We start from the raw sequence: 20,012 nt of genomic DNA on the forward strand, positions 1-20,012 counted from the left end.
CTACTCGCGACCCGGCGCGATCGCCCACGAGGGGACGCTCGGTACAGCGGGAAGCGCAGGGGTGGCGGGGGCGGCGGCCGATGCCGTGGCCGGGTTGGCGGCGGGCTCCGCGCCCTCGGCCCGAGGCAAGACCGCTCCCGCGGGCGGCAGCCCAGCCGGGTCGTCGAGCGCGAGCGGCAGCGGAATCTGCACCCGCGCCACGCGTCCCGAGGCCGCCCACAACCCACGTCCCGGGCCGAACTCCGCGCGCGACACCCGCGGGAAGGCCGTCTTCAGGATCGCGTCCCCGTCGCCGGTCTCTGGCTGCAGCACCACGCCCCGGCGTGCGAGCTTCACCTCGGACTTGAGGGCACCGAACCCTGACAGGTCCACCACGTCGGACTCGACGACCACCAGCAGGTCGCCAGTGCGCGCCCGCTTCAGCATGGTCGTGATGACCTTCTCGGTGGGCGTGTCGGCGAAGTCCGTGACGGCCTCGACGAAGAGCGCGAGGGGTCGCCCCGACTCGGAGGCGGCGTCGACGAGCGCGCTCAGGTCTCCGAGCGACTCCGCATCGGTACCCGCGAGGTCCCAGCCATCCCAGCCGGTCACCGCGTCGCGGCGCGCGCCGAGCGCGACCAACACAGCATCGGCCCTCCACTGTCGCACGGCCTGCGCGAGCGAGTACAGCGCCGTGGTCCGTCCCGACGAGGGGCCGCCGGCGACGATGAGCGCACCGGCGGGATCGAACGGGTGCGGCGCGAGCTCGACGTCGCTCAGCCCGAGCACCGGCTGGCCGTCCACCTCGGACGGCATCTCCTCGCGGCGGTACTCGGCGGGGAGGGAACCCACCGGCTCGGCCGCTGGCCGGATGGCGGCCGGCATGCGCGCGGCGTCGCGCGCGAGCGCCTCGGAGAGCTCGCGCGCGTTGGTCAGCGCGTGCGGGACGGCCACCTGGCACTCGAGCCGGTTGACGATGCCGCGCCCGGCCGGGGACTCGGCATCGAGGACGTCGCGCGGGGCGCCCAACGGCGAGTAGCCGTCCTGGTCCGCCAGGCGCATCACGACGCGCTTCTGCACTGTCGCCTGGAGCGAGTTGGAGATCGAGGCCGCGCGGTCCGCCGTGAGGACCACGTGCACGCCGACGGCGCGGCCCTCCTGCATGACCGCCTGGAGTGCCGCATACGCCTCGCCGCGACCGGGCACCCCCTCGTACTCCGCCCGGAACGTGGGGAAGTTATCGAGCAGCATGACGATGCGCGGCTCCTGGGAGCGCGCCTCGAGCTGGCGGTACTCGCTCAGCGTGGACGCGTTCGCTGCTCCGAAGCGCACGGCCCGCTCCTCCACGGTGGCACGCAGCATGCGCATGAGGCGCATCACCCGCTCCGGATCGTCGCCCGAGACCACGGAGCCGACGTGCGGGAGCACCTCGAGCATGCGCAGCGCGGAGCCGCCGGCATCGAGGCCGTAGACGTGTACCGCGCCTTCCGTGACGTGACCCGCGGCCGTCGCGAGGGTGCGCAGCACCGTCGTCTTTCCCGCGCCGGAGGCGCCGAAGACGATCATGTTCTGGTCGGCCTCAGGCTCGAAGGAGAGCGGCTGCTGCTGCTGGCGCTGCGGCACGTCGACGACGCCGAAGGGCAGGCGCGCGTCCGATCCCCCGACGATGTCCTCGAGCGCGATCGCGGTGGGAAGCTCGTCGAGCCACGGTCGCCGCGGCGCCGCGAGCCTCGCTGACCTTGCCCCCGCCACGAAGGTGGAGACGAGGCGCTGCTGATCGGTGGGTCCCACCGCCTGGTCGGTCCCCGCGGCCGCGCGCGGGCGCTCCCAGGGCGTGAGGCCGCCGAAGCCAAACGACGAGATCTCCGGGTGCAGTTCCCGGTCCTGCGTCGCGGTGCGCCCGCCGGCGAAGGCCGACTGGAAGCGGGTGAGGCGGCCCGGGCCGGACTTGAGTGCGGCCCGGCCTGGAATCTCCGGGGAGAACTGGGCGGCCTGGACGTCGCCGATGACGTCGCGGGAGTCGGCCTCGTCGGCCATCCGCAGGGCAACCCTGAGGTTGGTGTTGGCGCGCAGGTTGTCCTTGATGACGCCCGCGGGCCGCTGGGTCGCCATGATGAGGTGGATGCCGAGCGAGCGTCCACGCTGGGCGATGTCCACGACGCCGTCGACGAAGTCGGGCACCTCGGTCGCGAGCGCCGCAAACTCGTCGATGACCAGGATGAGCGCGGGTGGGCACTCGGGGTCGCCCCGCTTCTCCAGCGCGATGATGTCCTTGGCCCGCTTGCGATTGAGCAGTTCCTCGCGGAAGTGCAGCTCCGCGCGCAGCGACACGAGCGCGCGGCGCACCAGGTGCGGCGAGAGGTCGGTCACGAGGCCCACGCAGTGCGGCAGCTGGGTGCAGTCGGCGAAGGCCGATCCGCCCTTGTAGTCCACGAAGAGGAACGTGACGCGCTGCGGGCTGTACTCGGCGGCCATGCCCAGCACCCAGGCCTGCAGGAACTCGGACTTGCCGGAGCCCGTGGTGCCGCCCACGAGCGCGTGGGGGCCCTCGGTGCGCAGGTCGATGTGAAGCGCGCCGGCGGCCGCCTGGCCCACGAGCGCGCGCAGCCTCGGCTGGTACCCGTGGGGCGCGACCTCGGCGCCGCCGGCGGAAACCAGCGACCCGTTCTGGCGCCAGCGATCCAGGACCGCATCCGCCTCGAGCGCCAGGTCCGCGCCCACGAGGTCGAGCATCGGCACGGTGCGCGGGATGTCGGATGCGTCCGCTGCCGCCGCGCCGGCATCGGCCGTCCGCGCCAGGGCGAGGGCGAATCGCGAGAGGTGCGCGGCGCTGAAGCCCTCGACCACCATCGGGGCGACCGTCGCGCCCACCCTCACAAAGTGAGCGGCCGCCATGGCCGCGTCGTCGAACTCGACGAAGGTGCGGCACGCGGCGGGCAGTGCCGCGCGCGTGCGCGACAGCCACACCGGGTGGATGCCGCGGCCAGCGGCGCGCTCCATCAGCTGGATGAGGCGGGCGCGCTCGAGCGGCGCGTCGTCAGCGATGAGCACGAGCACGGCGGGCTGGGGAGCGCGCGAACCCGAGGCGTCGGTGCCGCGCTCGCCGATTCCCGCACCCACGCGCAGCGCGGCGTCCTCCGCGGCGATGGCGCCGAGCGGCACCGGGGCGTCCTTGCCGCCCGAGCGCACCGCCGCGAGCTCCTCGAGCCGCGAGACCACGTCGATCGCACCCTGGGGCGAGGCCCCGAGCGGGACGCCGAGCAGGGACTGCGCCGCCTCGGCGTGCGGGAGCCACTTCAGCGCGGCAAGATCGTCCGCCCAGCCCGCGCCCATGATGCCGGTGATCACCAGCTCGCTCGGGGCATGGAGGCCCGCGAGCTGGGCGACGAGGCCGCGCGCGTAGGCAGCGGTCACGCCCCTGCCGCCCACGATTCCGAGCGCGCCCGCCTGCGCGAGATCCTCGACGATCGGGACGTCGGGGATCTCGCGGTAGCCGTCCACGAGCGCGTCGAAGCGCTCCTCGTACTCGGGAAGGGCGCGGTCGCGGCCCTCGGGCTCCTTCACCGTCACGCGCGACGGCGCGGTGCCGACGCCGAGCCGGGCGAACATGAAGCTCCAGTGCTCGGGACGGCGGGTCCACAGCAGGTCAGTTCCCGCGCTGGCGGAGGTGTTGATGTCCTCGAGCGAGGGCGCCTCGGCGTGACGGGCCACGGCCTCCTCGTCCCTGGCAACCCTCAGGCGCTCACGCAGGCGGTCAAGCTGGCGCTCGAAGGTGGCGATGGCCTCCTTCAGCTGGCGCTTGCGGCGCGAGGCTCCGGTCATGAAGTTGCCCAGCATCATTGCCGGGCTCATGGCGACGAAGATGAGCGACAGCGGCGACCGGGTGACCGAGTACACGACGAGCCCGACGACGGCGGGCATCGCCACCATCAGCCACGGGAAGGGCTGCTTTTCCTGCGGCACGGGAAGCGCCGCACCCTCGAGTTCGCGCGTGGGAAAGCGCGCCTCGACACGCGGCGCGCGGGTGTGCACGCGGGTGAGCAGGCTGGGGCTGACGGGCTCGGCGTCCGGGGCGAGCCTGGCGACAAGAGTGGTGGCGCCTAGCGTCACGCTCGTGCCGTCGGTGATGTCGGCGCGCGGCACGAGCGCGTCGCCAAGCAACACGCCGTTGGCGGAGTTGAGGTCGACGATCTCGACCCTGTCGGCGGTCGCGTGGATACGGGCGTGGAGCTTGGAAACCATGTCGTCGTCGAGGACCACGTCACACGAGTCGGCACGGCCCACGGTGGACGTGCCCCGGTACAGGGTCAGGTGAACTCCCTCGTCCGGGCCAGCGATCACCTGGAGGACGCCGACCGCCACACGCGGTGCATCCCCCTCGGGCACCACGCGCAGCAGCACGCCGTCGGCGAGGCCGAGGTCGTCGAGGGTGTCGCGCCCGTCGAAGGTCTCGACGGCGTGGCTGCCGTCCGTGGCGCGCACCTCGAGCGTGAGGCCCCCGTCGTAGGCGCGGCCGCCGTAGTCCCCGCGCGGGTCGTCGCCCACGATCGAGCGCGCCACGTCGTGGACGGTGGCGCCGGGGTCGGCGGAGATGTGAAGGTCCTCGAGGACGCCCGTGGGGCGCTCGAGGGTGGCACGCAGTCTCATGGGAGCCTCCCTGGCTGGGTGTCGTCGGCGGGATCGTGAAGGCTGGAGGCATCGAGCGCGGCGAGGTCGTCGGCGCTCACCAGTCGGGATACGAGCGCGTACTCGACGAGCCTGGCCCGGCGGTTGCTCGCGAGCTGGCCGGGGCCGCCGCGAAGCCCCTCGACGCCCGCCCTATCGAGTTTCTCGCACACCGCATCGAGCTTGCGATTGAAGGTGGTGAGCGGCCACCCCAACCGAGCCGCGACATCGGCCGATGCGGGGATGGCCGCCAGGCCTCCCCCGGGTCGCAGGAGGGCCGGCTCGGCGAGCGCGGTGACCAGCAGCCGCTGGCTCTCGGTGAGGCGAAGCGGCTGGCGTGTCGCGTCGCCGCCCACGTGAGCGCGGGGTACCGAGGGAGTCATGAGCGCCCCCTCGCATTCGAGGCCGAGGTCGTAGGAGCGCGCGCCCGCCGTGAGGACCAGCCGCAGGTGCGGCACCACCACGGGCATCGCCGCGCCGGGGCCCAGCTGCGCCTGGAAGTGTCCGTCGTCGGTGCCCACGGTGACGGCGATCGCGCTTCCCACGTTGCTCAGCCACCACAGGCCGTGCTCCGTGTGAAGCTGGAGAAGGCGACGGTGAAGATGCGGGTTGTCGTCGAGGACGAGGTCTCCCGTGCGGCCGATGCTGAACACGGTCCCTGCAGCGACGCGCACCGCCGCATCCCCCCACTGCACCGTGACGTCTCCCGGCATGGCTACGCGCCCGACTCCAACGCTGTGACGATCAGCACCACGAGCGCGGTGAGCGCCGCGGCCCCCACCGCCGCCACGACGACGCCCACGATGAGGCGGCGACGACGGCGCTGCGCGTGCCGCGCGGCGACCTCGGCCGGCGACAGGACGCGCGAGGCGGTGTCGCTGGAGGCGGCCGATGCCTCGGCCGGCCTGGGTGCGCGCACGATGGGCGTGGCGCGGGGACCGTAGGTATCCCCCGCCTCGCCGAACGCTCCGGCCGACGTCACCTCGCCGGGCGGAAGCCCGGGGGGAAGGACGGCGCGACGCTTCGCACGGACCGGGGCGGCCGAGTGCCGCGTCGTCGTGTCGTCGCTCGTGTCCGGCACCTCAGGGGCATGGGCCGCCTGCGGCCGGCGGGAGGCGAGGCGGGTCGCCTCATCCTCGTGGGCGGCGGCATCGGCCTCGGGAAGCCTGCGGGAGGCGAGGCGGGTCGCCTCATCCTCGTGGGCGGCTGCATCGGCCTGCGGAGCCCTGCGGGAGGCGAGGCGGGTCGCGTCGTCCTCGGCGGCATCGGGCGTCTGGTCGATGGGGGTGCGCCGTGCGCTGAGTCGCGTCGCGTCGTCCTCCCCCGCTCCCCCCTGGGCGGCGCTCATTCCTGCGGTTCCCTGCGTGCCGCGACGCCGGTCGTGTCATCCTCGCCGTCGAGGAGCGGCCACAGGGGCCAGGGCCCGGGGTCGGCGTCGAGCGGCGTCGTGGTGGCGGGCGCGTGGGCGACCACCACCGTGACGTTGTCCCCGGTGCCGTGTCGCAGGGCGGCCTCCACGAGCCGCTCGGCGGCCTCCTCGTCGGAGTCGGCGAGCCCCGCCACCGAGCCGATGAGCTCGTCAGGGACCGCCCCCGTGAGTCCGTCGCTCGCCACAATAAGCCTGCTACCAGGGGCGACGGGAACAAGCCAGGCGTCGAAGGCCGCGACGCCGTCGCCCAGGGCACGTGTGATGATGTTGCGGTCGGGGTGGTGCATCGCCTGCTCGGGGGTGATGCGCCCGGCGTCGACTAACTGCTGCACGTGCGAGTGGTCCACCGTGATCTGGTGCACGTGCGTGCCCTCGAGCTGGTAGGTCCTGGAGTCGCCCACGTTCACGACCATCCACCAGGGCTCGCCCTCGTGCTCGACGGCGACGGCGCCGGTAAGAGTGGTGCCCGACTCCGCACCCGCGCGGCGCCCCACGTCCAGGACGGCTGCCTGGGCCGCCGCCATGGCATCCGCCACATCGGCCGGCGTGACGACGGTCCGGGAGGACAGCTCGCGGAAGGCCTCGATGGCGGCGGCGCTCGCCGCCGCTCCGCCCACGTGGCCGCCCATGCCGTCCGCGACGAGGTGGACGGCGCCCGCGGACAGGAAGCTGTCCTCGTTGCGTGCGCGGGGCCCGGTGTCGGTGGCGCCGGCACCCACGCTCCAGTGCGCGGCCGTCATGCGTCGTCTCCTCGGACGATGCGGACTTCAAGGTCGCCCAACAGCAGGGTGCCGGTGACCTCGACGGGCGCGGTCGCGGTCGCCTCGATCTCGGCGCCGTCCGCGGACCTCACGAAGGTGCCGTTGGTGGAGCCCATGTCCGCGACAAACCAGCGATCGCCTCGCGGCTCCAGGCGCGCGTGCACCTTCGACATGGTGCGGGTGGCGTCAGTGATGCCGACCCGGTCGGGCGCGCCGACGGCCGTCGCGCGGCCGATCACCACGGCGGTCTCGGGGAGGTCGTACAGGTCGCTTCCAACCGCGAGCCGCCACGCGACCCGACGGCGTGCGGCGATCACCGTGCGGTCGTCGGCGTCGTCGGATTCGGTCGCGTCCGCCGATGCGGTCGCGACGGCCGATGCCGGGGCCGCGGCGGGCGTAGGGGCCGCCACGGCGGGCGCCGGGCTGGGAGCCTCGGGCTCGGGCTCGGGCTCGGGAGCGGGAGCGGAGGCCTGTCCGGGAGCGGCGGCGGGCTCGGGTTCCGGGGCCGACGCGGCGGCCGGAGGCAGCGGCGCGACCGTCGGCTCGGCGGGGCTCGCGGCGGAGCCGGCCGACTGCTGCTGCGCCCGCTCGCGCGCCTCGACAAGCCAGTCGGGCTCCGCTTCCGCGTCCGCCGCAGAAGCCAGGTACGGGGACACCGCTGGCTCTCCCGGAATGACGGTGGCGTCGCCGGGAGGCTCCTGCGCGTCGTCTGTTGCTGGCGCGTCCGCCGCGACGTGCTGTTCACGGCGGGTGAGGTAGGGCGAGAGCGCGATGGTGTCGAGCGGTGCCTCGTCGAGCGGCGCCTTCGGCTCGGGGCGTTCCGGCTCGGGCTCCGACGCGGGCGCGGGCTCCGGCGCGGGCGCGGGTTCGGCCTCCGGTTCCGGCTCCGGCTCCGGCTCCGGAACCACGGGAATCGCCGCAGTCGCGGCACCGAGCGACGGCGCGGAAAGGGTCGGCACGTCGTCGGCCGAGGGGGCCGAGAGCGGCCGCAGGTCGGCGGGGGGCGCGGCGGGTGACGGCGCGGCGAAGGGCGACACCCTCACCGGTGCAAGGTCGTCAGAGGCGCGCGCCGAGGGCTCGCTCGGCGTCACCGCGGCCCACGTGGGGCGAACGGGCACCACGGGAGCCGCATCGTGCGAGCCGGCCGCGTCGCCGTCGTCGGAGGTCGCCGACCAGCCGGGCGGCAGCGACACCACCGGACGCTCGGGCGCCTCGGGCTCGGACTCTGCGACGGCGGCGGATGCCTCGGGCATCGCGGCGGGTGCCGCCTCGGACTCGGACTCGGACTCTGCCGGTGCCGCGGGCGCCTGCGGGATCGTTCCCGTCGCCGGGGCGGGGGTGACGGCCGCCGGCGCCGGCGCCACGGCAGGCTCGTCGGCGACAGCGGCGGCGGGCACCGACTCCACGGGCTCCGGTGCAGCGGTCGGCGCGGAGGGAGGCGTCGGCGCCGGCACTGCCGACGCATCGGCCTGCCGTGTTGCGGGGGTGGCCCAGCCGTGGGAGTCGCCGGCCTGTGCCTCGGCCCCAAGAGCGAACGAGGACGAGGCGACCGCGGTGGAGCGCACGGGGGCGTCGGCATCCGCACGGGCCGCGCGTGCGGCATCGTCCGTCCTGCCGCTCAGGCCGTATGGGCCCCAGCCGAGTATCGACGCCCAGATGTGCGGGGAGATCGCGGCGACCCAGCTGAGGGCGGCGGGGGCGCGCAGGCGCAACTCGACGGTGCCTGACCCATAGATCCACAGCACCCAGCCGACGAGGGTGCCCAGCGCGTTGACGGCGACGCCCGCGACGAGCGCGAGCCGCGCCCACGCTGGGGCGGCGTCGCCCTGGTCCACGATGACGACGAGGCCCGCGAGCGCGGCGAGGGCGCCTGCGAGGGCGATGCCCCTCGCAAGCCCCACGGCCACACGCGACATGCGTGCGGCCTGGGCGGCGGCGATCCACCTGAGCACCGGCACGAAGGCCTGGCCGGAGGGCAGGCCCACCTTGCGCAGGACCGCGCCGAGCGCGAGGCCCATCCACACGAGGTCGATGATCACCCCGACCGCTAAGGGCGCGAAGAGCACCGCTCCCACTCCGTCGATCGCGTTCATCCGCGCGTGCCATCCTTCCTGCCACGGCGCGAGGCCGTGCGTGAGCGTCCGCCTCGCCTGGCGGTCGCCCCAGTGTGGTCGCTACGCCAGTGTGTGCGGGATCCCGCGGGCGGCGTGGCGGGCTCCTGACCCGTCGATGAGGTCCCGTGCCACAACGAGCGTAGCGACAACCTCATCCTGAGCCGCCTCCACCACCCGCGGGTCGCGAGCCAGTGGTGACGGTCCTCCTCGACCAGGGCCCAGAACCTGTCCGCCTCGGCGGCGTCGGTCGGCAGATCGGAGAAGGTGGCGCGGTCGGTCATGGTGGCGAGGGCGGCCCCGTGAGGGCTCGCGTAGGCCGCCGCCACCTCCGCGCGTGTGGCGAGGGGCATCGCGTCGAGGCCCGCGTCCGCGGCGAGGTCGAGGTACTCGTCCCATCCGCCGTGAACGGCCTCGGCCGGAGCGCGGCCGCGGCGGCGACGTCGCCTCACGAGCTTCCACACCACGACGGCGACGAACGGACCCACGAGGATCAGCAGAGCGAGCAGGCTCAGACCGGCGATCCTCGCGGCGGGGATCCACCACGCCTCGGTGGCCGGCTCCTCGATCTCGGGCGGCTCGGAATCGTCCGACGTGCCGCGCTGGGTGGCCGGCGGCACAATCGCCTCCGCGTCCTCGGGGTCGAGCGGCGACGCAAACTCGGGGTCGCGCTGCGCCGTGATGTCGGGGGACACGGGGTTCTCGTGCTGCGGGGTCACGTCCAACGCGACCCAGGTACCGTCGGCCCCCTGGACCTCGGTCCACGCCGTCATGTTGCCGCCGCGGCACTCGCCGGCGTCACACACGGGCGCGACGTCGTCGTCCTCGGACACGAGACGCGCGCCGATGACCACCCGCGAGGGATAGCCCAGCGTGGACGCGATGAGGGCGACCGCGGTGGCGAACTGCTCGTCGTCGCCCACCGCGGCGACGAGTTGCGCGTCGCTGGCCCCCTCGCCCACGTCGGCCGCGCGCTCATTCAGCTCCGTGAAGAGCCGGTCGATCCTGTCGTACGAGTGACCCGCAGCGGCCGAGACGAAGGCGTAGCCATTCAGGTCCTGCTCCCAGCGGGCGCTGCCTTCCGCGTCCTCGAGCGCATGGCTCAGGTAGCCGCGAGCGCGCAACCGCTCGACGAGGGTAACGAGGCCGTCGCCGTCCCGCGACACCTCCTGCTGGGCGACCCAGTCGCGCAGCGAGTCGGGGATCAGCGAGGCGGGCACGGAGCCGGTGCCGGGAGGCGTGCCGAGGTCGGCGGCGGTGAGGTCGTCGCGGACGTACCCGGTGACCTCGTACGCGTCACCCGTGGCGACGCCCGACTCCAGTGCCATCACCCCGGCATCGGCTTGGGGAAGGTAGTAGAAGCTGTCGACCAGCTGGGCTCGGCGTGCGCCGGCGAAGGTGACCTGACCCAGCTCGCCCACGAGCGGTACCGACACTCCGCCGCCCGAGGCGATCGTGACATCGGCCGTCACCTCGCTCGCTCCGTCGGGGGCGGGAAGCGACGAGGGCACCCGCTGGAACCGTGCGGGCTCCTCCCCCTCGGGGGCCGAGGCGCTGTACGTGTCGCCGTCGAAGTACGGCAGGGACGCGAGGCGGACCCTGTCGCTCGACCCCGACGTCACGCTCACCGTGAAGAGCACGTTGTCGTATGCCTCGTCGCCGAAGTATTCGCGGAACGACGCGAGCGGCGTCACCGTCGAGTCGACGGTGACCTGCGGCTCCACGGCCGTGCGCGCGACCTCGCGCGGCGTCGCGGCGGCGATGGGCCCCGCCACCAGGATGGCGACGCAGACGGCGGCGAGCAGCATCGCGCCTCCGGCGGCTCCCTCGGCGAGCAGCCGATGCCCCGGCGCCCTCGCCAGGCGGGCGGCACCCGCGTCGCGGGTCACCGCGATGGCCCTGGCCCGCTGGTAGGCGGACCGCCACAGGAACCACGCGAGCACGACGAGGAAGAGGGCGAGGCCCACCACAAACTCGCGGCTGAGGAAGGTGCCGAGCGGCGCCCAGGCGAGCGCGTCGGCGCGCGTCGCGGGGCCGATCACGATCGCGGCGGTCTCGAGGGCGCCGAGCGTGACCGCGGCAAGGCCCCAGCGCTCGCGCGAGCGCAGGGCCCACCACGCCGCGAGGAGGGTGCCGACGAGCAGCAGCGCGAAGACCGGCACGATGGTCGCGCGGTACTCCCCGAGCGGTAGTGGGAGCGTGACGATGTCCTTCCACCCCAGCACGGGGCCGCGCACCAGCTCGACCGCGGCGTCGAGGGCGGAGTCGACACCGCTCGTCGCGCCCGGCACCACAAGCGAGAGGCCGCCGACGACGTAGACGGCCGCCGCGAGCGCCGCCGCGCGGCCGCCTCCCCAGCCCAGCCTGTCGCACAGCACGGCGATCGCGGCCGCCGCGCCGATGGCGAGAGCCGCCGAGGCGACAAAGCGGCTTGACTCGTATACGGGGTACAGCGTCCACGCGACGACCGTCGCTCCTGCCGCCATGAAGAGCGCGTTGACGAGCGCAAAGGTGAGCGTGGTCGTGGGGCGCACCGACGCGCGCCGAATCCGCGCCCTCACGTCGCACCCCTGGCCAGCAGCTGGCGAAGGTCGTCGAGGATGCCCAGGCTCAGCAGCCTGGTGCGGCCCACGGCGTGCACCCCCGGCTCGGAGCGCGGGTCGCACACCACGGCAGCGACGGCAACATCGGCGGGGAAGGCCAGCGCCGCCGACCCGATCTCCGCCAGCGCGGACTGCGAGCCCGTCACGAGGAAGGCAAGCGAGGTGTCGGAGGTGACCTCGACGAGCATGCGCGTCAGGGTGGGCATCACCACCACGGACGGGGACACCTCCACGCCCGCGAGGTCGTCGAGAAGGCGCCGCGGCGTCGTCACCGCGAGCTGCTCGAGCGAGCGCACGGTGGTGCGGGCGAACTCGGGCACCTCGCCCGAGACGACCACCTGAACGTCGCGGCCGTCACGGATCGCGCGCACTCCCAGTGACCCTGCCGCCGACACCGCCATCTCGAACTCCGCCTCGTCGGCGTAGGAGCGCTCGTCGAGGTCCAACACGATGGACAGCGTGGACCGTCGCGTCTCCTCGAACTGGCGGACCATGAGGGTGCCGGTCTTCGCCGTCGACTTCCAGTGAATCTGGCGCTGCGCGTCACCGCGGGCGTACTCGCGCACCGCGTGGAAGGAGATGTCCTCGTTCGTGAGGTGACGCGTGGAGCGCCCCTCAAGGTCGCGCACGAAGCCCTGCGACGTGCTGGGGACAGCGATGGTCACCGGGTGGATGAACAGCGTCTGGACGTCGGCCCAGTGGAAGGTGCGCTGCAAGAGCCGCATCGGGTCCGAGCGCACCGTGGTGGCGGGGCCCACGTCGACGATGCCGCGACGGGCGGCGGGGATGACGATGGGCTCGGTGTGGTCCTGGCCGCGTCGCAGCAGCGGCACATGAAAGTCGATCAGCCCCTCGCCCACGGGCACGTCCACGCGGCCCGGCAGCGCCACCCTGGCGTGCGGGTTGCGCACCACGATCTCCGCCGCCGCGTCCTGGCCGGCGACCACCGCATCGTGCAGCAGCCGGAAGTCCACCTCGTATGCCTCGCGCCCCACCAGGAAGGGCACGGCGATGACGAGCAGCACCAGGCCCACGGCGGCGCCGATGAGCAGCTCGGCCCATCCCAGCGCGAGCCCCATGACGAGTCCCAGCACCGTCCAGACGATCACCGCCCACCCGGCCGGCGTCGTCACGGACCTCACCACGGACCATGCCGCCGCCGTGCGCCTCGACACGGCGCGCGAGGTGGCCAGGGCCCACAGCCCCAGGGCGACCCAGCGCCCGTGCCGCTCGTCGGCGACCTGGGTGTGGGTGCGCGTGGTGGCGCGCGTGTGACTCGTACGGGTGTGCTCCGTCCGAGTGCGGTGGGAGGTGTCGCCGCGGCGACGCCCGGTGGAGGTGGCCATCGGCTAGCGCAGGTCCTGCTGGCTCGGCGGCGCGGTGTCGAGGAGGATCTGGCCGATGACGGCGGTCTGGGTCACACCGTCGAACTCCGCCTCGGGGTCGAGGATGAGGCGGTGGGCGAGGACGGGCTCCGCGAGCGTCTTCACGTCGTCCGGGGTGACGTAGGTGCGGCCGTGGGCGAGCGCCCAGGCGCGGCAGCCGCGTGCCAGGGCGAGCGCGCCGCGCACGGATACGCCGAGTCGCACCTGGGTGGCCGATCGCGTCGCGTCGACGATACGCGCGATGTAGTCGAGGATGAGCGGGCTCGTGTGCGCCTCGCGGGCGAGCCCGCTCATGGCCGCGACGGTCTGCAGCTCGGCGATCTGCGGCACCGTCACCTTGGCGGGGCGGCCCGCGTCGAGGATCTGCAGCGTGGCCCCGTGGTCGGGGTAGCCCAGCGAGGTGCGCATCATGAAGCGGTCGAGCTGCGCCTCGGGAAGCGGGTAGGTGCCCGCCTGCTCCACGGGGTTCTGGGTCGCCACCACCATGAAGGGCGAGCCGGCCTGGCGGGTGACGCCGTCGACCGTGACGGAGCCCTCCTCCATGACCTCCAGCAGAGAGGACTGCGTCTTGGGGCTGGCGCGGTTGATCTCGTCGGCGAGCACCACGTTCGCGAACACGGGGCCGGCGTGGAACTCGAAGCTTCCCTTGGACTGATCGAACACCGTGATGCCCGTAACGTCGCCCGGCAGGAGGTCGGGAGTGAACTGGATGCGGGTGTTGGTGCCCTTGATGGTCTGGGCCAGCGCGCGCGCCAGCGACGTCTTACCGGTGCCGGGGACGTCCTCGAGGAGCAGGTGACCCTGCGAGACCATCGCCGTGAAGGCCAGCTCGACCACGTGCCGCTTGCCCAGCACGGCGCGCTCGACGTTGTCGGTGAGCGCCGCGAAGGTGGCGGCGAACCATTCGGCCTGCTCGTCGGTCACGGTCATGCTTGCTCCTTCGGTGGGGTGGCTGGTCGGGACGGCCGATGCGGCCGCGGGGTCGCGCTCACGGGTTCGGCTCGGTGGTGACGTCAGGTTCGGGCGTGGGGGTCGGCGTGGGGGTGGTCTCGGGCTCTTCAGGCTCCTCGACCAGGCCGCCGCACTGGACCTTGCCGGAACTCCAGGTCTGCATGGCCTGCAAGTTGCCGCTAAACGTGACGGTGACCCGAGCGCGCTGGATCTGCCAGTCCACGTCAGTGGGGTTTCCCCACCAGTCGAACCACTCGACGTTGGTGGTCGACCAGTCGCCGCCGAGCGCGCGCACCGTGAGGTCGACGCTGCGGTCCGACACGGTGCACCGCTGGACCTGGACCTCGGTCGCATAGGCGGGCGAGCCCGTTTCCGGCTGAACCGTGGCGCCGCTGTCGGAGCACACGCGCCCCACCTGGGGAAGGTCCACACAGTTGTAGGCGGTCAGCGTGAAGGGACGTCCCACCGGAAGGTCTCCGGAGTCGAGGTCACGCTCGGCGACAAGATCACCCCCGTCGATGCGGAAGAACACGGAGAAGCCGCGTGCGTTGTCGACGCTGGGCATGCGCTCGTATTGCGTGTCGCACTGGCTGCCAAGGCTGGAGGCGTCGCAGCTCGCGTCGACCCGATAGCCGCTGCGCACTGTTGGCGCGCCGGGGTCGACAAACGTGTAGACGTCCTCGACTGCCTGAGACGAGGTGCCGTAGGAGGTCCCGCCCCAGCGGCTCTCGGCGCACAGGGTGAAGTCCACCGCGGAGTTGGGATCGATACGCGCCTGGAGGCTCACCCTCCCGCCAGTGGCGGCAGTCGACGGTGAGCAGCGACCGTTGGACGACACCCCGACCCGCGTCTCTGACCCGGCGCCGGCCGAGGCGACATCGGCCGTAAACGTCACGGTCTGACCGTCGCTGCTGCCCGACCAATCGACGTTGCTGACGCGAGGCCCACCCACGCCATTAGCGGTGATCGTGACGCTCTCGCCCTGGGCGCTCGACTGGCCCACGGGCGGCAGCTCGTATCGGGTCGCCGGGGTGATCACCACCCGCGTGGGGTCGTTCGAGCCGAGCGCGAGGCCGGGAACGGACACCGACCCCCGGCCCGAGACGGACACCGTCTTGCTCTCGCCTCCATCGGCCACGACCGTCACCGAGGCGGTGGAGGAGTCGGTGATGGTCATCGACACGTCGGCCTTGCCGCCGGCGTCGCCCGCCTGCGACGGCACCCAGGTCACGTTGGTGGGCTTGGCTGGCGGGGCGTAGGACCACGCGGTGGTCGACACGGACGAGCGGGACGCACCGACCTCGCTCACCGCCACCACCGCGTAGGTGCTCTTGGACCCGTTGGTCACGCCGGTGATCTGCGAGCAGACTCCCTTGGCGGTGCACGTCGCCACGTCCGCACCGTCACGGGTGACCCGGAATCCGGTGATCGCCGGGTAGGACTTGGCAGCGGCGCCGGGGGTGACCGCGAGGGTGACGGTGCCGTCGCCGTAGGCGGACTGCGTGACGGAGGCGGGGGCGCCGGGATATCCCTGCAGGTCGATGCTGACGCGGCCAAGGCGGTCGCCGGAGGACAAGCGTCCCTGGGCGTCGCGCACCACGAAGGTCGCGTCGCACGCGGCGCCCGCCGCGTCGGAGGACCACGAGGCACGCACCGTCGTGTCGGACGCCACCTGGAACGTCACTCCCGTGCACGTGCCGGCGGAGCTGACCGAGACCAGCTCAAGGGGGGTATCAGGAAGGGGGTTGACCTCACCCGAGGCGCCGATGACCGTGACCTCGCACGACGACCCCGCCGCCTGGGAGCACTGCTTCACGGCGGCGCCTCCCTTGGGAAGGGTCGCCGGCGCCGGGCCCACCTTCAGCGACAGGGTCACGGGGGCGGTGTCGGGGTCGGACGTCAGCGCGACCGTCACCGTGTCGACGGCGCCGGGGAGGGACGCGTCCTGCGCGGTGACGGACAGGACGGTGCCCGCACGCTCAACGACGAACTGTTCGCCCTGGTAGGTCGCCTCGATCTGGACGGCGCGGCCGGCGGAGCCCTGCGGCCACGACACCATGCCCGCGAGGTCGAAGCTGGCCGTCTGACCCGGGGTGACCTCGAGGGACGCGCCGGTGAGGATGGGCTGCGGGGCGGCAGGGATGATGACGATGGGCACCGGCAGCAGCGTCGTGTCCTCCTGGCCGGCGACGGTGACGGGCACCTCGCACGTGTCGGAGTACGGCTCGCCCTCGCCAGCCGAGTACCGCAGCACGGTGCCGGAGACGAGCGTGCACGCCCCCTCGGCCCGGGAGCCCGAAGTGGTGACGCCGTCGCCATCGATGGTGAACGCCGTTCCCGTCGGCAACGAGAGCAGCGACGCGAGATCGAACTCCACGCTGTCGCCCTCGTCGACCGTCGGCGGCTCAAAGTTCTCCTTGAGCGCCACCCGAATGTCCTCGTCGCCCGGCACCCGCAGGAAGCCGTACGAGACCACCTCGTCGCCAGCGAAGCTGGTCCCGCTCACCTCGAAGGGGATGAGCCGCGACTGCTCGGGAAGAGGACCCGCAATGGTCCAGCCGTCGACCGTCAGGTCGTCGGCCTCGCCCCACAGGGACAGGGTGAGGGCCCCGGCGTCGCCGCCGCCCCAGGCGACCATGTTGGTGAGTACATCGACGCCGGTAGTGAAGGTGTCGCGCGTGTCGGGCGTCAGGACCGTGTCCGCGACGATGGGAACGCTCGCGATGGGCTCTCGGACCGCTTTGAGGATGATGCGGCCGATGGCCGTCGAGCCCGACTCGTTGGCGACGGTGTAGGTATAGGCGAGCGTGCCGGGCTCGGTGCCGACCTCGAGGGTGACGCGGCCCTCGTCCGACTCGACGATGTGGCCCGCGAGCGCGCGGTACTCGTCCGAGTCGGGGTCGGCGTCCGGCACCACCTGCTGCAGCGTGAGTTCCCCGCCGCCGAGGTCGAGGTCGTTCGCGGTGGGGGTGATGATGACCCGTCGGTCCTCGCCCACCTGAGCCTGCACGTAATCCGTGTAGGTCACCGGGCGGGGGTCAAGCTGCGAGGCGAGCACGCCGATCGTGGCCGTCGCCACCGCCGTCGCTCCCCTCGCGTCCACCACCGAGTACGTGAAGGAGGCCTGACCGGAGTAGCCCGCGGCGGCCGTGTAGACGAGCGAGAGGCCGTCGGAGGAGACGCGTGCCGAGCCGGACTCCGGCTGGGTCTCGATGCGGTTCAGCGCCACGGCATCGCCGTCGGGGTCGATGCCGGTGCCGTCGAACGCCAGGCGTACCTCCTCGCCCGCGGCCACCCTCCCGGTCAGCACGGCCGGGGTGGGGGCGGCGTTCGTATCGGAGTCGAGGACAGTCACCACGACCTTCGCCGTGTCGGCCTGAGTGGGATAGCCCAGGATGTAGGCGCCATAGTCGATCGTGTACTCGCCCGGCTCGTCTGGCGCGAGGTAGCGCACCACATTGCCAGCCGGGAAGGCGAGGCCGCCACCCTCGGACAGCGACACGGAGTCCGCGTCAAGGGCGATGACGTTGCCCGCGGGTCCGACGTCGTTGGTGAGCACAGCGATGTCCGCCTGGGTGCCCACGCGCACGGTCAGCGAGTCGTCGACCGCCAACGGGGTGGTGGGCACGTCGGTACCGAGCAGGATGACAGTGACTTCGCCGCGGACCGTTCCCTGCGGCCTGCCGGTGCCGTCCGACACCGTGTATCCCACCGTGCCCAGGGTCCCCGGCTGCCCGTCGCCAGTGTCGCCCGACAGGCGCAGCGCCGAGTGGCCCACCACATCGGCCGACAGCCTGGCCCCGGAGGACGGCGCGGTCTCGAGGTCGCTGAGCAGCAGCACCGACCCTGCTGGATTCGTGACGGCGGCGAGCACGTCGACCGTGACATCCTCGCTGGCGCGGACGAAGGCGGTCAGCGGCGTGGTCGTGAGGCTCCCCTCGTCGGTGGCGAGCACGTCGATGCGCGCCACTCCCCTGGCATCGGCCAGGCCATCGGAGACGGTGAAGTCCACCAGGTAGCTGCCCGGCTCCTGGGCAACGAATGTGAAGCCGACCTCGCCCTGCGCCGTCTCCACGATCGCGTCGTCGTCGGGACCAAGCGATGCCTCGGTCACGGACAGCGGTCCGCGCGCCCCCGTGACGTGATCGGCCACGTCGACGGTGGTGGTGACGCCCTCGGTCACGGTCACGGCGATGTCCGCTGCCTTCAGGGCGGGCTCGCCCACGACGGAGACCTGCAGGTCGCGCGACGCAGACTCACCCCAGGCATCGGCCACGGTCACCTCGACGGGGATGGCTCCCGTGTCGGTCGAGGAGGCGTCCGTGTGCTGGAACACCAGCTGCCCCGCGGGGGCCGCGGCCACCGCCGCCAGGTTCGAGTTCGTGGTGGCGGACGCAAGGTAGATCGGGTCGCCCTCGGGGTCGACCCAGCCGGTGAGCACGTCCGTCGTGACGGTGCCGCCGGGGCTCACCTGCGGCGTCGGCCAGTCGAGCTGGCAGTTGTCCACGCCGCACCACACTGGCGGCGAATTCTCGTCCTCGTCCTTGACCGTGACGGTGACTGTCGCGGGATCCGACAGCAGGCCGTCGTCCGTGGTGCCGTCCGCGATGACGTACGTGAAGGTGGCGCTGCCCGTCGCGGAGTCGGCGACGTCGATGACGAGCGCCTGCGCGTCGTCAGCCACGGAGACCGTGCCGAAGTCGGGGTCGAGCCCCGTGAGCGAGTCGGCCACGATGGTGAGCACATCGGCGTTGGCGTCGTGGTCGTTCAGCAGCACGGGAAGCGCCACCTGGCGTCCGGCCCGCACGCCAAGGACGTCGTCTTCGGCCACCGGCGAGCGAGGGTCGGTCACCTCGGTGGCCACCTCGCGGTCGTCATCGGCCGCCTGCACGTCGTCATCCGGGTCCCACTGCTGGGACGAGGACACCAGCGCGCCGGAGGGGACGCTCCACACCCAGCCGGATCGCGCCTCGTTCAGGATCATGCGGGAGCCGTTGCTGCGCAGCTCTGGCGAGCGACGGTCTCCCAGGGTGAGGCCGCCGTAGTCGAGGGTGGTCGCTGTCGCGCCGGTCACCCACATGGTTCCGGGACCCTCGCCGGCGGGAAGCCACGCCGCGGCCACGCCCGTGCCCGAGGGCTGCTCGACGGGCCGTGCCGGCTCCCCCAGCGACACGTCGGTCGAGCCCTGCACGCGCGCGGCGGTGCTGCCGTCGAGCGCGACGAGGATCGCGCCGAACTCGTCGGCGATCACGACCTCCGTGGAGGACGTCCCCGACTCCTGCAGCAGCGCACCCTCGACGGCGGGCGTCGCGATGGCCTCGGCAAGGTCCTCCACCCACAGGCGCCCGCTGTCGACCTCGAGCAGCACCCAGCGCTCACCGATCCACGCGAGCTGCAGGTCCTCGCCGGTCGGGCCGTCGGGAAGCGCGGTGGTGGCGAGCACCTCGCCGGTGGCGGCATCGGCCGTCATCACCGAACGCCGGTCGGCCGAGTACGCGGCGACCCTGCCGTCGGCGGCCGCGGCCACGGCATCGGCCCTGAACTGTGGCCGCTCCTCGCCCTCGGCCACCTCCGCCTGCGCGAACGGGTCGAGCTCGCGCGGACTCACCGCGCTGCCGTCCGTCGCCAGGCCGGCGAAAACGGCCCCGGACTCGGTGAGGTAGGCGACGGTGTCCCCCGCATGCACGAGCGCCTCGGTCCCCACGGGCGTCGACTGCGTCGCCTCCGGGGTGGTGGGGTCGATATCGTGAGGCATCGCCGTGTCGATGGTGGTGACGGAACCGAGGTTGTCGGAGTACACCAGCAGGGTCGAGTCCACCTGCACCAGGTCGGACGGCGAGGACACTGTCTTCACCGTGTCCACCTCGGACACCGCCGTGTTGATCCTGCCGAACCGCTGACCGGTCGCTGTCTGGAGCGCCCACACCGACGCGTTGTCCGCCTCGACCTCGCGCTCGTCGAATCCGGGCGCGAGGAACGCGCCGCCGGCAACGATCAGGATGAGCGCGCCGAGCCCGATGCGGCGCACGCGGCGCCACCGGGCCGCGGTGGCGCGGCCCAGCCCGGCCTCAACCCCACCCGGGCTGCCGGCGCGTCCAGCGCCGTGACCCGGCTCGCCGCGCGCCACG

At 73.0% G+C, this 20,012-nt stretch carries 9 protein-coding genes; all 9 read right to left on the reverse strand.

Going from position 1 to position 20,012, the window contains the following annotated elements:
• From B7K26_RS12000 to B7K26_RS12040, 9 genes are read right to left on the reverse strand one after another with little or no spacing between them, the layout of a single operon-like run.
• Entirely contained in the window at positions 1-4,626 is a 4,626-nt protein-coding gene (locus B7K26_RS12000) for an FtsK/SpoIIIE domain-containing protein (RefSeq protein WP_084079439.1), read from the reverse strand.
• Positions 4,623-5,357: a hypothetical protein gene (locus B7K26_RS12005; RefSeq protein WP_084079440.1), complete on the reverse strand. Its 735-nt coding sequence runs from the start codon at positions 5,355-5,357 to the stop codon at positions 4,623-4,625. Before B7K26_RS12005 ends, B7K26_RS12000 begins: the two co-directional genes overlap by 4 nt.
• A gap of 2 nt (positions 5,358-5,359) precedes the next feature.
• Positions 5,360-5,992 (reverse strand): hypothetical protein, encoded by a 633-nt coding sequence (locus B7K26_RS12010; RefSeq protein ID WP_084079441.1) that lies wholly within the window; start codon positions 5,990-5,992, stop codon positions 5,360-5,362.
• Positions 5,989-6,813, reverse strand: a complete 825-nt coding sequence (locus B7K26_RS12015; RefSeq protein ID WP_084079442.1) for a PP2C family serine/threonine-protein phosphatase — start codon at positions 6,811-6,813, stop codon at positions 5,989-5,991. Before B7K26_RS12015 ends, B7K26_RS12010 begins: the two co-directional genes overlap by 4 nt.
• Complete coding sequence (locus B7K26_RS12020) at positions 6,810-8,927, reverse strand: FHA domain-containing protein (protein ID WP_084079443.1); 2,118 nt, start codon at positions 8,925-8,927, stop codon at positions 6,810-6,812. The genes B7K26_RS12015 and B7K26_RS12020 overlap by 4 nt, the downstream gene beginning before the upstream one ends.
• Positions 8,924-11,506 carry a transglutaminase domain-containing protein gene (locus B7K26_RS12025; protein WP_143340703.1) on the reverse strand — a complete coding sequence of 861 codons (2,583 nt, stop codon included), beginning with the start codon at positions 11,504-11,506 and terminating at the stop codon, positions 8,924-8,926. The genes B7K26_RS12020 and B7K26_RS12025 overlap by 4 nt, the downstream gene beginning before the upstream one ends.
• Positions 11,503-12,894: a DUF58 domain-containing protein gene (locus B7K26_RS12030; RefSeq protein WP_084079445.1), complete on the reverse strand. Its 1,392-nt coding sequence runs from the start codon at positions 12,892-12,894 to the stop codon at positions 11,503-11,505. Before B7K26_RS12030 ends, B7K26_RS12025 begins: the two co-directional genes overlap by 4 nt.
• Before the next feature lie 3 nt (positions 12,895-12,897).
• Complete coding sequence (locus B7K26_RS12035) at positions 12,898-13,863, reverse strand: MoxR family ATPase (RefSeq protein ID WP_084079446.1); 966 nt, start codon at positions 13,861-13,863, stop codon at positions 12,898-12,900.
• A 58-nt stretch (positions 13,864-13,921) separates the two neighbouring features.
• Positions 13,922-20,011 carry an Ig-like domain-containing protein gene (locus tag B7K26_RS12040; protein WP_084079447.1) on the reverse strand — a complete coding sequence of 2,030 codons (6,090 nt, stop codon included), beginning with the start codon at positions 20,009-20,011 and terminating at the stop codon, positions 13,922-13,924.
• Position 20,012 lies beyond the last annotated feature (1 nt).

Origin of the sequence: Demequina sp. NBRC 110057 (assembly GCF_002090175.1) — a bacterium.
In the GTDB taxonomy this organism is placed as follows: Bacteria; Actinomycetota; Actinomycetes; order Actinomycetales; family Demequinaceae; genus Demequina.